Below are 13309 nucleotides of genomic sequence, written 5' to 3' on the forward strand. Positions count from 1 at the left end.
AGACGCACAACTGTGCGACTGTACTTTTTATAATCAGTTAATTACTCATGTTGTCTTTTCAATTCGTAATTTTTAATTCGTAATTCGTAATTGAATATACAAAATTACAATAATGTAGCGTTTTTTACTAATTTTTAGTTCCTTGATTTTTAAGGAATTATGTTTTGCCAACCGTAAACGAGGCTTCTAGCCGTCGTTTAGGTATGTAAATCCTCGTTTACGGCTAAAAGCCTAAACGACGGTTAGTTTACCAATAAAAAACACCAAAAACCATTTTGTTTTGATAAAAATAGTTGCGTTCTTTATTAGCTCACAAAAAATCTAAAAATACAGTTAATGGATAAGAAAAAAGTAAATAAACCAGAACAGGTTTTGTGGCTTGAGGAACAGCTTCATTGTAAATTTGAGAGATTTGAAACACAAGAAGAGTTATTTGATTCAGGTTCGACAAGTTATGCTATTAATGAATATAATGAAATAGTAGGATTGAAATTTAATAATTACTGCACATCAGACATTTCTTTTTTATCTAATTTTGCGAATTTACTTTATTTAGATTTTAGTTGGAATGAAGGAATAGACATTTCTTATTTATCTGAACTAACACAATTAACGCACTTGCGTTTCATTGAGAATGGTATTTTTGATATTTCTTCTTTATCCAGCTTAAGAAGCTTAACTGATTTAAATATTTTTGGTAACTACATTTCAGACCTTTCCTCATTATCTAACTTGATAAATCTAACTAATTTAGAGCTTAGTTGGAATCAAATATTAGATATTTCTCCTTTGTCTAACTTAATAAACCTAGAAAGACTATCTGTAGGTGGCAATCAAATTTTAGATTTTTCCTGTTTGTCTAGTTTGACGAACTTAACTAGCTTGCATCTTAGTGATAACATATGTTCAGATTACTCTTTTTTAAAAAACCTAAAAGGTTTAATACGATTGAACCTTGATTATAATCAAATATCAGATATTTCAGCTTTATCAAAATTAAAAAAAATAAAGTATTTGAAACTCAGTCATAATAATATATCCGATATTTCTTCTCTATCAGAATTAGAAGAACTAATTAATTTAAATCTTGATTATAATCAAATATCAGATATTTCAGCTTTATCAAAATTAAATAAACTTGCTTCTCTAAATTTATCTAAGAATAAAATATCAAATATTTCAGTTTTATCAGAACTAAAAAAAGTGCTTGATTTGAATATTAGTGATAATCAAGTTTCAGATATTTCTTTTATTACAGAGTTAGACTTAAAATATTTAAGTCTAAATTCTAATCCAATTTCAAACGCAAAAGATATTATAAAGATAATACAAAAGGAGAAATTAAAGGGGCTTGATTTATATGATAATAATATTCCTTATCTACCAAAAGAACTATTAGGAAGTCACCCATCAGACAACTGCCTCCAAGACCTAAGAAACTACTACCAAAATCAAGATTTTGTTCCAAACAAAGAAATAAAAGTAGTCATTTTAGGTAATGGAATGGTAGGGAAAAGTACGCTTTTGAAGCGTTTTTTGAATCCTACTGGCGATTGGGAAACAGAAATACAAATAGATGTTAGTAAACGTACAGAAGGAGTTGCAATAGAGAGAAAGGAAGATTTCAAGTTAGAAGGAAATGAAGAAATAAACTTGAACATTTGGGATTTTGGAGGACAAGAAGTTTATCATGGAACGCATCGTCTTTTTTTAGACAAAGATGCTGTTTATATTATTGTTTGGACATTGGAAACGGACGAACAAAAAGAAGAAATCCGTCAAGATTTGAATTATTGGTTAGATTATGCACAAGATTTGGCTATTGATAGTCCTATAATTTTGGTGCATAGTCAGATTGATAAGGAAAGTGAACAAGACCAAGATAAAATAAGAGAACAAAAAATGCTTGGTTGGAATGAAAAATACAAAGACAATATTATAGAAGAATATTTACCATTTTCGGCTAAGGAAAAAATAGGAGTTGAAGAGCTAAATAAAGCCATTAGAAAAGCTATAAAGGATAAACTTTCAGATAGGGTAGAAACAAAAATTCCTGAAAAATGGTCGTTTCTTCGTGATGATTTAAGGAAATTAAGAGAAAATGAAGAAGATAAGAAAAACGAAATTTCAAAAGAAGATTATTTGAAAGAATGTGCCAACTATGAAATAGAAGAATCAGAAGCCGAAACGGTTCTTACTTTTTTACATCGAACAGGCTTTTTGTATTATGATACACAATTATCAAACAATATTATTCTCAATCAGACGTGGGCAATAGAAGCCATTTATGAAGCCTTAAAACCAAAAAGTATAGCCAAAAGAGCAAAAGGAAAACTAGAATACGAAGATTTAGAAAGTTTTTGGCTTGAAAAAAACTACTCAAAAACAGAAGCCAAAACCTTTATTGATTTTATGGTTAGTTCTGAAATTTGTTTTTGTAAGGAACAGCAAAATTATAGAGAATTAGAAAATCCTACTTTTATTGTTCCTCATTATTTGGAAGAGCCAAGCCGTTTTGTTACGAAGTGGGAAAAGGACAATAGTTTTTATATAATTTACAAACCTGCTTTTTTCCATAAAGGAATTGCAGAGCGTTTTTTGAGTCGTTTAGGACGTTTGAGTGGAGAAAACGAGTTATGGAAAGATGGAATCCGTATAGAAAGTCAAGCCTTTGGAGATACAGAAGCCTTAATTACTTTTGATAGAGAAAAGAAAGAAGTCAATATTTCTACTGAAAACTATGAGCTTTTGGAAGCAATACTAAAAGAACTCAATAAAATTTTAGATGAAGGTTCACAAACTAATCCTTCTGAAAAGGTAACGTTTTTTTATTCGCTTGATGGAGAGGGTTTTGTAGAAGGCAAAAAACTATTAGAGCAAATAAAGGATGGTAATTACGAAAGCAATATCAGAACGCAAAATGATAAACTTCTAAAAGTAAAAGATTTTGCTGAAAAGTTTAGGTTAGCTCAAAAATCAAATGTAAAGCAAGACCAACACCCAAAACAGCAAGAAGAAGATAAAAATTCACTTATTGAGGAAGCCAAAAACAAAAAAAACACTACTGTTATGAATGAAAAAAAGCCATTGAAAATATTTATTTCTTATTGTAGTTATGACCGTAAACTACGTCAAACTATGGAAAATCGTTTGAAAGTGTATTTGCAAGGAGCAAAAAATGATTACGAAACTATTTGGTCTGATGTAGAACTTAAAGTAGGAGATGATTGGGATAAAGAAATTCAAGACGCATTGAATGAATCAACAATTGGTATTTTATTGGTAAGTCCAGATTTTTTGGCTTCTGAATATTGTACAGGAGAGGAATTAACAATAATGTTAGATAAACAAGAGAATGAAGATTATTTGATTGTTCCTATTTTGTTGAGAGATTGTAGTTTTGGAAATAATGAAATATTGAAAAAGATGCAGCTTTTCAAAACTTACAAGAATGAGTATGATATCGAAGATTTGAATGAAATCAATGATTTAATGCCGTTTGAAGATTTAGCTGATATTCCAAAACCTCAAGCTAGATTATTGAACAAATACTTTAAAAAACTAGCACAAGAGATTGATGATGCTGTGGATAGTTTGAAGTAATTCCACCGTAAACGAGGACTGAAGCCGTCGTTTAGGTAAATGAAACCTCGTTTACGGCTATAAGCCTAAACGACGGTCTAGTTTTAGTTTCCCACCATTTCCTTCTCACTCTCATTCAAAATAAACTGCAAAACGCTCATCAATTTTGTTAGATTGGTAATAAAATAACGTTCTGTATCTAGCGTAATTACATTATTTTCCAATTTTAGAAAACGCCATTCTGTTCCTGTTGTGCTACACCCAAACAGCGTTTTGAAATGATGCCCTTCTTCTTGATTTAATAAATTGGCTGCAATAAGTTGGGCAGCACATTGAATAGTACCACTTTCAATATCTTGTTTTTTGACTTCCATAATCGCAAAAATAGGAGCAACTACAAAATCTTGAATTTTGCTAAAGGAAAGCATAAAATCACATTCTCCATTCAGTCCCGTTGTTTCATCTACATTCAAATTCATTCCCGAATAAATCGTAAAACCTTCGTTATTCATCAAACTAAGTTCCATCAAAATAGGCGAAACAATATGCTCCGAACGTGATTTTTCAGAACTAAAACCTATTTTCATAGCTTTTTCTATCGCTTCAACAATCCAAGAAGTAGGCTGAACAATAGGTAAATCTTTTGTATCAAAAAAATGTGTGGCTTTAAATTGAATACCAAATTTTTTAGAGAGTTCTCTTGCGTTGAATTGTGTGTATAGCATAACTTTTTGGATTATACTATTTTTATAAAATCATCCTATAAAAATACGATAACTTAGTACCGTGTAACGTAAATTACTTTACATTTTGTTTTTTTCCTCAATGACGGTTCAAACGCACTAAAATATAGTCAAAGGCAAGCCTTTAACCTACAAGCACCGTTATTTTTAATATAAAAAAACATTGCAAAACTTATGTTACGCAGTACTTAGTCTTTTTTGCTAATTAACTAATGTTACGCAACAGCAGTGCTTTTAGTTTTAATGTTTATCAACTCTTGGTATGCTGCTTTTAGAGCTTTAATATAAATCTTAGCTTTTATTTGGAAGTAATTTAGTTGTGTTTGAATTTGCAATTTTTCCAACTTAATATATGCTTGAATAGCACAATACATATGATTTGTTTGTGTTTTTACTTTACGAGTTGGAGATTTTGCAATTCCTACATTTTGCTTTAAACTTTTGTGATATTCTTCTACTCCCCACCTTTTTTTGTAGATTGTAACGAAGTTTTCATAGGTCAGACTAAAATCGTTACTTACCAAAAATCTATCTCCAGTTTTTATATTTTCTTCGTTTGTGAAGATTTGTTTAACTAAAAGAACAGGAAAATTCATACCTTTTAGCCAAACTTTTACAGGAGCATTATTAGGTAATGCTAATAATTTAATATTTGTCCATTGCCAAAGAGTTTTATTATCAAAATCGAAGCCACTCAAAAAACGAGTGACATCATCATGACTAATTTCATTATCCAATAAATTGGATAAACCTGTTGCACTAGTTTGACTAGTGCTACTAATCAAATAGTCTGTATAAAAATCAAGTAGGGTATTCATGTACGAAATTAACGCTTTTTTTTTATATATTTGTGAAAATTGCGTAACATCAGTTATGAAAAATAAATCAATAGCTATTTTTGAATTTGAAAAACCGTTTGTTTTTGTAACTTTTACAGGAAATGACTTTAATGATAAAAATTTTGAAGAATATACACTACAATCTCACAAAGCATTTGAATGGAATAGGTATGCTATGATATATGATATTTCGAAAGTAGAATATGTGCAATCCAAATACCGTGATTTGCAAGCAAAAGACATACGAAAAAATAAAGAAGAAATTGAGAATAAAGCAATCGGATTGGCAGTAATAGCTCCTTCTTTTATCAAAAGAACACTCGCAAAAGCTGTTTTTCTAATTATATCTTATCCTAGTAAAATCAAAATTTGTGAGAATAAAGAAGAAGCTCTAAAATGGATAAATGAGCTTTTAGAAGAGGAAAAAAATCACAAACAATAAATTATTGGTATTCAATGCATTACATTCGTAATTAGCTTCGCTGCTTTTGCATGTCGTAATATTTAATTCGTAATCATTCCTAAGTTATAATTGATTTCAAAAAAAATGTAATATATTTGCAGTTAAATTAACTAAAACAAAATTTATATTCATTATGAAATTATTAAAATTCGTATTTGTATTTGCGCTTATCTCTTTTTTATCAGCTTGTGGAAATGATGATGATGAAAACACTACTCCTTCTGGAGATGGTATTATCGGAACTTGGAAAGTTACTGAAATAGATTATACTGGAACTACTACAGCATCACAACAAGGAGTTGAATTTGAAGCAGATTTCGAAGGAGAAGGCGTAGATATGGATTTAGAAATGCAATTCGATAATAATATGAATTACACCACAAGTGGTGATTATAGTATTATTCTGACTACAAGTTTCTTTGGACAGTCTATTGAACAGCGTTATGATGCTGTAGGATTTGTAGGTGCTGGTACTTGGAGTCAAGATGGTGACCAAATTATTATTTCTAGTGGAGGTGAAACAAACACGCTTACTGTCTTAGAAAATAGTGGTAATACTTTAAAAGTAGAATGGAATCACACTCAAGAGGTTGAGGAGCAAGGTACTACTCAAACACTTGATGTAAACGGAACTTATACGTTCGAAAGACAATAAGATTTTTTTGTATAAAAAGTAAAAAGCTATCAAATTTTAATGAAATTTGATAGCTTTTTTTGAGTTAGTTTAGGACAAAAATTATTTCAATGAGAAAATTTCTAACACGAGTCAAAAAAATAGCTTTATCTAATTATGGTAGAGATTCCATTTGGCTTGTCGAATTAAATGGACAAGTAATAGCAAAATTAAGTGAAGCTAATTTTGAAGATATGTTTTGGTTTTCTTATAAGATTACTTTTTTGAATAAAGAAAATATCATTTCCTCAGAACCTCAATCTTGGTGGAAAGATGATTTCAAATTTAAGAATGAATATCTATCTGAATATGCTGAAAATCCTTTTTCTAATGATATGCTAGTTAATGGAAGAGTAAAAATGAGAGCTTTATATGTAAAATCAAAAAACAAACTGGAAACATTTATAGGTTCTATTATTTACTGGTATTCACAATATATTAAAGAACCAAGTGTAGTAATTAAAAAATAGAAATATATGAAAACAAAAATCATAGGAGAAAAGTCTAAGTTTGCTATAGAAGTAAAACTTCGTTTAACTAGTAGTAATCGTTTATACGGAAATACTAGAATATGGATAAATAATAATCCCTTAGGAGCTATTCAAGAGGAAATAATGATGGGTTCTTTTATTAATTGTTTAAGAATTATGAAAGAGAATAGTTATAATCTATTAGACTTTAAAACGTAAATTTTATTATATTAGCGGTCATTTTATCCTTACTTTATGATTGATTTACCTAACTTACGTAAAAAAGAAAAGCCTTTTATGGCTCTTACTAGCTTGACTATCAAAGAGTTTGATGAGTTATTAGCTACTTTTTCTCCACTTTGGGAAAAACATTATATGTATTATGACCTCAAAGGAAAGGCTAGAAATAAGCCCACCTTCCGAGAACACGCAAAAATACAACTAAAAGGTAGTGAAATGAAACTTTTTTTTATCCTTTACTACTTGAAAAACAACCCTTTACAGGAATCTTTAGCTCTTACTTTTGATGTTTCTCAAGGAAAAGTTAATCAATGGATTAACAGCCTTCTTCCCATTTTAAAAGAAAGTTTAAGAAAAATTAATGTATTGCCTGCAAGAAATGAATCGGAATGGACAATAAAACTTGCAGATCGTGTTGAAGAAGCAGGTAAAGCCTTAGAGTTATGGGTAGATGGAAGCGAACGTGAAATTCCTCGTCCCTCCGATTACAAAGCTCAAAAAGAAGTATATAGTGGAAAAAAAAAAGCACACTATAAAAAATACTTTAGTTACAGATAAACATCAAGAGGTAGTTTTTTTAGGAGATACAGAAACAGGAAAAGTACACGATAAACGTTTATTAGAAGAAGATGATATTACCTTTCCTGAGGGAACTATTCTTCATCAAGATACTGGTTATCAAGGTCATAGACCTAAAGGTGTCCTTATTGAGCAACCCAAAAAAAAGCCTAGAGGAAAAGAATTATCGGAGCAGGACAAGGCTGAAAATAGTAAAAAGTCTAGTCGTAGAGTACGTGCAGAACACAGCATAGCAGGAGTAAAAAGACTTAGAATTGTCTTAGATGAAATCCGATTGTGGGGAGAAGAGGTAAGAGACCAAGTCATGGAAATTGCGTGTGGTATTCATAATTTAAGGGTAAAGACAAGAATAACCTATCAAAAATTATCGTAATAAAGTCTATTATTTAGTAAACATATTAGTCTGACAGAAAATTTTGATGATTTTATCATAAGAGCAAACTATAAAAAAGAAAATATAACCTTCTATTGGAAATTAATTGGAAATAATTATGAATACAATGATATAAACAGAAAACCATACTTTTATCAAAAGACTATAAGTTCTATATATTTTAGAGGAATAATAATAGAATTAAACAAGAGTGTAGAAAAAGAATTTTCAAAATATTGGAAGTAAAATAAAAATGCAAGAATTAATCGTGCTCAAATTTTTTGCAAGAATCTAAAAAATAGAGTAACTTCGATACTAATTGTATAACAGACTTCCAGTCTGTTGTTTTAAAAAAACTTATAGTCATTTTGTTCAGACAAGATGTCTGAACTACAGGAAAACATTATGCGAAAAACCATTCTCAACGCACTAGAAACGCAGTATTATTACGACCAACTTCAACATTTATCTACCAAAGGCGAAGAAACTCCAAAACAGCGTTTACAACGTTTGTATGTCGCTTTTTTGAGTCTTTTAAATAATCTGACAGAAGATAGAGAGCAGCAGATTTTTACTGGTTGGTATGCAAAACTTCATTTTGTGTGTCAGGCGTATGGGTTGGGAACTGAATGGGAAAGTGAGTTGCAAGGGTTACGAAGACTCTTAAGAAAGAATAGTTTACAAGTCTTTTTTAATCCTTCAGAAGTTCAATTTCTGACGGCTTTGTCCTTGCTTACTCGTTTGGTTCAAATTTTTGCAACAGAAGATGCTCCTCAATTATTAAAAAGTAACTACGAAAATGAAGAACTAATTAGCCTAGCTTTTAAAGAAGAAGCAGAGCAAAAAGTCGGTAGAATTTTCGGAACAGTGCAAGAAAAAGACACTGAAATTATTTATGATGACAAAGGACGTGGTACGGCTTCTTTCCAACTTTTTACAGAAGAACATGGAATGATTAGCATTTCAGTAGCTGATGTTCATTATTATTCCAAGAAAAACACTATTTTTCATCAGCATAATTTAAGTAGAGAAATTCCTCGTTTGATGCCTTATCAACCTGTCAGTGTTACAAATTTGGAATTGATAGGAGAAAATCAATTTGTCAGTACCGATAAATCGCTCATTATCTTGAATCCAGATTATTTGGTTGATGCTTCTGCTATTGCAAAATGCAAAACCTTTAAAGGACAAACACCTTATTTGTATCTACTTTCAAAACTTGAATTTTTTGCAGGAAATGAGGGAACATTTAGAGGAAAAGTAATCAACGAACTTTTAGATAAATTGGTAGAAAATCCAGAAACTACTTTTGCAGAGTCCTACAAAGATGCTTTTATAGAAAATAGTATCGATGCTGCCTTTATCGATAAAGACAAACTAAAAGAAATTAGCCGACAGTTAAAAGAACATTTTTTTGTAGTTCAGAAACATATCAGTCCCTATTTTGAAAATTTACTGACGACAGAACCAACTTTTATTTCTAGTAAATATGGATTACAAGGACGTATCGATTTGCTTGTCGAACACAGAGAAACAGAATTAAGAGAGCGAAAAGATATTATAGAATTAAAGAGTTCGAAAGCTCCTGATATGAATATTTCGAATGGTTGGAAAAATGATTTGATACAAGTCGCTTGTTATAACCTTTTGATTGATAGCACTTTCGAAAAACGAACAGGAATTAGTGCGCTTTTATATTCTAGTGATTCTCAAAATGGTTTGCGAGATTGTGGAAGTCTTGACTTTGACAAACAAACGGCTATGGAAATTAGAAACAGAATTGTTTCGATGGATATGTGGATTGCAAATGGAAGTGTAAAAGTTTTTGATAATTTATTGAAGTCTGTCGAAATGTCAAATCCTGCTTTTTTTGACAGAGATAAAGCAGTAGATTTTAATGATAAATGGCAAAAAGCAAGTCAGTTGGATAGAGCTTATTTTATCGAATTTATTGCCCTTGTGATGCGTGAGGCAATGTTTGCAAAGGTAGGAGGAATGGCAGGAACAGAGCCAGTACAGGGTTTTGCAAGTCTTTGGAGAAATACACCCACCGAAAAAAGTAATAATTTTTCTTTATTAAATGAATTGATTTATGAAGAATGGGACAAAAAAGAAACGTTATTAACTCTGAAACGCCCAGAAAATCAATCGATTACTTCTTTCAGAACAGGCGATATTATTGTAATTTATCCAATAGAAGAAGAAAAAGAAGGAACAAAACCTCATTCTGCGCTACATTATCAAATTTTGAAGGGAAATATTGAAGAAATCTCGTCAGAAAAAGTAATTGTCAAGATTTGGAGTAAGCATATCAACCAAGCATTTTTCGAATCCTATCCAAAATGGGGCATCGAACCTAACTTAATGGAACGTACTTTTAACGACCTTAGCGCATCATTAGCCGAGTTTTTGGGAGCTGATAATCACAAAAAAGGAATTATTTACGGAAAACAAAAACCTCGTTTTGATGAGAATTTTAAAGTAGATTACACAGAAAAAGGACTGAGCGAAGAACAAAACGAAATCTTTAATTGTGCGCTTTCTGCAAAAGATTATTTCCTGTTACAAGGTCCTCCTGGAACTGGAAAAACGTCGGCTATGCTCAAAAATATGGTCGATTATCTCTACAATGAAACTGACCAAATTGTCGTTCTTTTAGCTTTTACAAACCGTGCAACAGACGAAATTTGCCAAAAAGTAAAACTCGTTTGTGGAGATGATTTTGTGCGTTTGGGAAATGTAAGAGAAGATAGTGTTTTCTTTGAAAACAGTTTGAAAGCCTCAAAAAGTTTGGACGAACTAAAAGCCAAAATTCATACGTCAAGAGTTTTTGTTTCGACGGTTTCTTCCTTTTATTCAAATCTTCGAATCTTAAATAGAGATGACCCAAATGGAGGAAAACTGACTTTTGATACACTTATCGTCGATGAGGCTTCACAACTTTTAGAACCTCATTTGTGTGGAATTTTGCCAAAATTTAAACGTTTTATTTTGATTGGAGATGAAAAACAACTTCCTGCCGTTGTTACGCAGCCTTCAAAATTAAGTCAAGCTAAAAGTCCGTTGTTGCATGAGATTGGAATTGAAGATTTGAGTCAGTCTGTTTTTGAGCGTTTGGTAGAAAATGCCGAAAAACGAAATTGGAATAAATGTGTAGCAATGCTTTCGACACAATATCGAACGCACCAAGATATTGCCGAGTTTATCAGTACAGAATTTTATAAAACACTAAAAGCAGGAAGTGAAAGACAGTTTGAGAAATTGAGTTATTACAATCCAAATTCAGAAGACGAACTAGAGAAATTCTTAGCACAAAAAAGAGTTTTATTTATTCCTACCAAATCCGAAAAAGGAACAAAATTTCATAGCGAAGAAGCCGACAGAGTAGTCGAACTTTTACGCACCATACACCGAATTTTTGGAGATGATTTTGATGAAGAAACTGTCGGAGTAATTACGCCCTACCGAGCGCAAATTGCACAAATTTATCAGCGATTAGACGAAAATCTAAGAAAAGTAATAACCGTCGATACCGTAGAACGCTATCAAGGAAGTGAGCGAAAAATTATTATTTTGTCAATGGCAACAAATCACGCTGCACAAATGCGCTTTTTGGAGTCATTGAATGCAAAACAAACCGTTGATAAAAAACTAAATGTTGCGCTTAGTCGTGCCAAAGAACAGTTGATTTTGCTAGGTAATCCAGCAGTTTTGAAGACTGGGAAATTTTATGGGAAGTTTTTGGAGTGGGTGGAAAAGGAGAAGATTGTTATTTGATTAAGGTTTATTTTGTTCACTCCACCTTTTCTCTGTTCTTTCTATATAAGCCTGAACTTCTGGTATTTCTAAATATTCATCATCATTATTTAAATATCCATACAAATTGTCAGCATCGATGTTGGATAGACGAATAATAAATTGTCGTTCTTCTTGGGAGGTTAACTTTTCTAACCAAATATATTCAAAAATACTAGCAGCTAAATAATGTGCTATTTCATATTGTTTTTCTACACTAATCTGTGCAATTACAATTTCTATTCCTTCCTTTATAATATCAAAATCTATAGTATTTGATGAAAATTCTATGAAACCTGAGAGTATAAAAGCTGCTGCATCTCTTGTGTAAGTATCTTGAGAACGAATATCTCTCAAAAGTCTTTTGAAATATTCTTCATTTGTTACCTTTTCTAGTAGAGTAACATCTTCTATTTGTATTACAGTAATTTGAGGAGAAGAGTCTAAACTGATTTGAAAACTACCTTTAGTAATATTTTTGTCAAAGTATTGTACTGAAATACCAGTTTCATTATTTCGGTTTACACGGAAACTATATATTGCATTTGTGTTCATTTTGTAAATTAATTTCTGAATTTGAAAAACTATCTAATAAGAAAAAACAAAACAACCATTTCTACTTCTAAGTTCAAACATCTCTATGAAAAAACATGTTATTTCAATTTCACTCATTTTCCTAGCTTTATTTTCTTGCCAAAAGAACGATTCCAAAAACAACGAAATCACAGATTCAACTCAAGAAAACTCTATCCAAAAAGAAGAAATAGAGAAAGTAGAGGAAATAGATTTTGATAAATTCTTTGAAAAATACCGTTCTGATTCAGTTTTTCAAGTCAATCACACAAAATTTCCTCTCAAATGTATAACTATGGAATTGGAAGAAGATGAGATTACTTTTATCCAAAAAAATGACTGGGAATTTAATAATTTTGAAAACTATTCTCTAATACGAATCATATCATTATCAATTTCTATCAAAAAGCTATCTTCTGACAAATGAGTGTAAATAAAATCAAAGTTTGCATCTAAAATATCTATCAGCATTTTTGTACTAATATTGCCTAAATTAATTTTGATTAGTTTTTTAGGAGATTTATTTAAAAAATGACTGTTTTGAAAATCTGCGTCTTTACTCATTAAAGTATAATTATTTTCATCAACAAATTCAGCTATTTTATTGTCTTTTGTAGTATCACCATCTAAAATATCATTTACATGAACAGCTTCTACATTTTTAGATTCTAAAAAACGAACAACCTTAAAAGAAATATGAACATCACAGACTATTTTTATCATTTTCTAATCTCTTTTTAGGCTATATTTTTAATAGATTTTGTACTAACCCATACTTTAGCAAACTGTAAAGAAGCTCTAATATCGTCTAGTTCTAAACTTGGATGGTCTTCTATAATTTCGTCATACGTCATGCCACTTCCTAGCATATCCAAAATTACCTCCACAGGAAAACGCATTCCTCTAATACAAGGTTTGCCATGACAAATTTCTGAATCTATTGTAATGCGTGATAATAAGTTTTGCATAATTGTAGTGT

The 13309-nt window shown here is 30.8% G+C and carries 14 protein-coding genes; 9 read left to right on the top strand and 5 right to left on the bottom strand.

Annotation, left to right across the window (positions count from 1 at the left end):
• Positions 1–336: 336 nt before the first annotated feature.
• Positions 337–3603 (top strand): COR domain-containing protein, encoded by a 3267-nt coding sequence (locus ACE193_RS02865; protein WP_375561516.1) that lies wholly within the window; start codon positions 337–339, stop codon positions 3601–3603.
• Between the two features lie 83 nt (positions 3604–3686).
• Here ACE193_RS02865 and ACE193_RS02870 read toward each other — a convergent pair whose 3' ends face one another.
• Entirely contained in the window at positions 3687–4307 is a 621-nt protein-coding gene (locus ACE193_RS02870; protein ID WP_375561517.1) for a hypothetical protein, read from the bottom strand.
• A gap of 233 nt (positions 4308–4540) precedes the next feature.
• Positions 4541–5143 (bottom strand): transposase, encoded by a 603-nt coding sequence (locus ACE193_RS02875; RefSeq protein WP_375561518.1) that lies wholly within the window; start codon positions 5141–5143, stop codon positions 4541–4543.
• A 55-nt stretch (positions 5144–5198) separates the two neighbouring features.
• Here ACE193_RS02875 and ACE193_RS02880 point away from each other — a divergent pair, with 55 nt between their 5' ends.
• The 7 genes from ACE193_RS02880 to ACE193_RS02910 all read left to right on the top strand — a co-directional run bounded on the left by ACE193_RS02880 (position 5199) and on the right by ACE193_RS02910 (position 11739).
• Positions 5199–5606, top strand: a complete 408-nt coding sequence (locus ACE193_RS02880) for a hypothetical protein (protein ID WP_375561519.1) — start codon at positions 5199–5201, stop codon at positions 5604–5606.
• A 154-nt stretch (positions 5607–5760) separates the two neighbouring features.
• Positions 5761–6282, top strand: a complete 522-nt coding sequence (locus ACE193_RS02885; RefSeq protein ID WP_375561520.1) for a hypothetical protein — start codon at positions 5761–5763, stop codon at positions 6280–6282.
• 89 nt (positions 6283–6371) lie between these two features.
• Positions 6372–6770, top strand: coding sequence for a hypothetical protein (locus ACE193_RS02890; RefSeq protein WP_375561521.1), 399 nt, complete (start codon positions 6372–6374; stop codon positions 6768–6770).
• 6 nt (positions 6771–6776) lie between these two features.
• Positions 6777–6989: a hypothetical protein gene (locus tag ACE193_RS02895; RefSeq protein ID WP_375561522.1), complete on the top strand. Its 213-nt coding sequence runs from the start codon at positions 6777–6779 to the stop codon at positions 6987–6989.
• Positions 6990–7025: 36 nt separating this feature from the next.
• Positions 7026–7568: a transposase family protein gene (locus ACE193_RS02900; RefSeq protein WP_375558620.1), complete on the top strand. Its 543-nt coding sequence runs from the start codon at positions 7026–7028 to the stop codon at positions 7566–7568.
• Complete coding sequence (locus ACE193_RS02905; RefSeq protein ID WP_375558619.1) at positions 7522–7962, top strand: transposase family protein; 441 nt, start codon at positions 7522–7524, stop codon at positions 7960–7962. The genes ACE193_RS02900 and ACE193_RS02905 overlap by 47 nt, the downstream gene beginning before the upstream one ends.
• Before the next feature lie 405 nt (positions 7963–8367).
• A complete protein-coding gene (locus ACE193_RS02910; RefSeq protein WP_375561523.1) occupies positions 8368–11739 on the top strand; it encodes an AAA domain-containing protein in 3372 nt (1123 codons plus the stop codon).
• Here the strand turns inward: ACE193_RS02910 and ACE193_RS02915 are convergent, their stop codons facing one another.
• Complete coding sequence (locus tag ACE193_RS02915) at positions 11740–12312, bottom strand: hypothetical protein (RefSeq protein WP_375561524.1); 573 nt, start codon at positions 12310–12312, stop codon at positions 11740–11742. It abuts the gene before it with no gap.
• Between the two features lie 85 nt (positions 12313–12397).
• On the opposite strand from ACE193_RS02915, the gene ACE193_RS02920 reads away from it, so the two are divergent.
• A complete protein-coding gene (locus ACE193_RS02920) occupies positions 12398–12757 on the top strand; it encodes a hypothetical protein (protein WP_375561525.1) in 360 nt (119 codons plus the stop codon).
• Here ACE193_RS02920 and ACE193_RS02925 read toward each other — a convergent pair.
• Positions 12694–13053, bottom strand: coding sequence for a DUF5615 family PIN-like protein (locus ACE193_RS02925; RefSeq protein WP_375561526.1), 360 nt, complete (start codon positions 13051–13053; stop codon positions 12694–12696). The two genes, ACE193_RS02920 and ACE193_RS02925, sit on opposite strands and share 64 nt — an antisense overlap.
• 14 nt (positions 13054–13067) lie before the next feature.
• On the bottom strand, positions 13068–13298 hold the full coding sequence (locus ACE193_RS02930) for a DUF433 domain-containing protein (RefSeq protein WP_375561527.1): 231 nt from the start codon (positions 13296–13298) through the stop codon (positions 13068–13070).
• Positions 13299–13309: the final 11 nt, after the last annotated feature.

It is taken from the genome of Bernardetia aquimarina (genome assembly GCF_042180575.1).
Lineage (GTDB): Bacteria > Bacteroidota > Bacteroidia > Cytophagales > Bernardetiaceae > Bernardetia.

Bases quoted from the DNA above. Each gene is read 5' to 3' on its own strand.
- ACE193_RS02870 (WP_375561517.1), bottom strand. From the start codon at position 4,307: ATGCTATACACACAATTCAACGCAAGAGAACTCTCTAAAAAATTTGGT.
- ACE193_RS02930 (WP_375561527.1), bottom strand. From the start codon at position 13,298: ATGCAAAACTTATTATCACGCATTACAATAGATTCAGAAATTTGTCAT.
- ACE193_RS02920 (WP_375561525.1), top strand. From the start codon at position 12,398: ATGAAAAAACATGTTATTTCAATTTCACTCATTTTCCTAGCTTTATTT.
- ACE193_RS02925 (WP_375561526.1), bottom strand. From the start codon at position 13,053: ATGATAAAAATAGTCTGTGATGTTCATATTTCTTTTAAGGTTGTTCGT.
- ACE193_RS02875 (WP_375561518.1), bottom strand. From the start codon at position 5,143: ATGAATACCCTACTTGATTTTTATACAGACTATTTGATTAGTAGCACT.
- ACE193_RS02865 (WP_375561516.1), top strand. From the start codon at position 337: ATGGATAAGAAAAAAGTAAATAAACCAGAACAGGTTTTGTGGCTTGAG.
- ACE193_RS02915 (WP_375561524.1), bottom strand. From the start codon at position 12,312: ATGAACACAAATGCAATATATAGTTTCCGTGTAAACCGAAATAATGAA.
- ACE193_RS02880 (WP_375561519.1), top strand. From the start codon at position 5,199: ATGAAAAATAAATCAATAGCTATTTTTGAATTTGAAAAACCGTTTGTT.
- ACE193_RS02900 (WP_375558620.1), top strand. From the start codon at position 7,026: ATGATTGATTTACCTAACTTACGTAAAAAAGAAAAGCCTTTTATGGCT.
- ACE193_RS02910 (WP_375561523.1), top strand. From the start codon at position 8,368: ATGCGAAAAACCATTCTCAACGCACTAGAAACGCAGTATTATTACGAC.
- ACE193_RS02890 (WP_375561521.1), top strand. From the start codon at position 6,372: ATGAGAAAATTTCTAACACGAGTCAAAAAAATAGCTTTATCTAATTAT.
- ACE193_RS02895 (WP_375561522.1), top strand. From the start codon at position 6,777: ATGAAAACAAAAATCATAGGAGAAAAGTCTAAGTTTGCTATAGAAGTA.
- ACE193_RS02885 (WP_375561520.1), top strand. From the start codon at position 5,761: ATGAAATTATTAAAATTCGTATTTGTATTTGCGCTTATCTCTTTTTTA.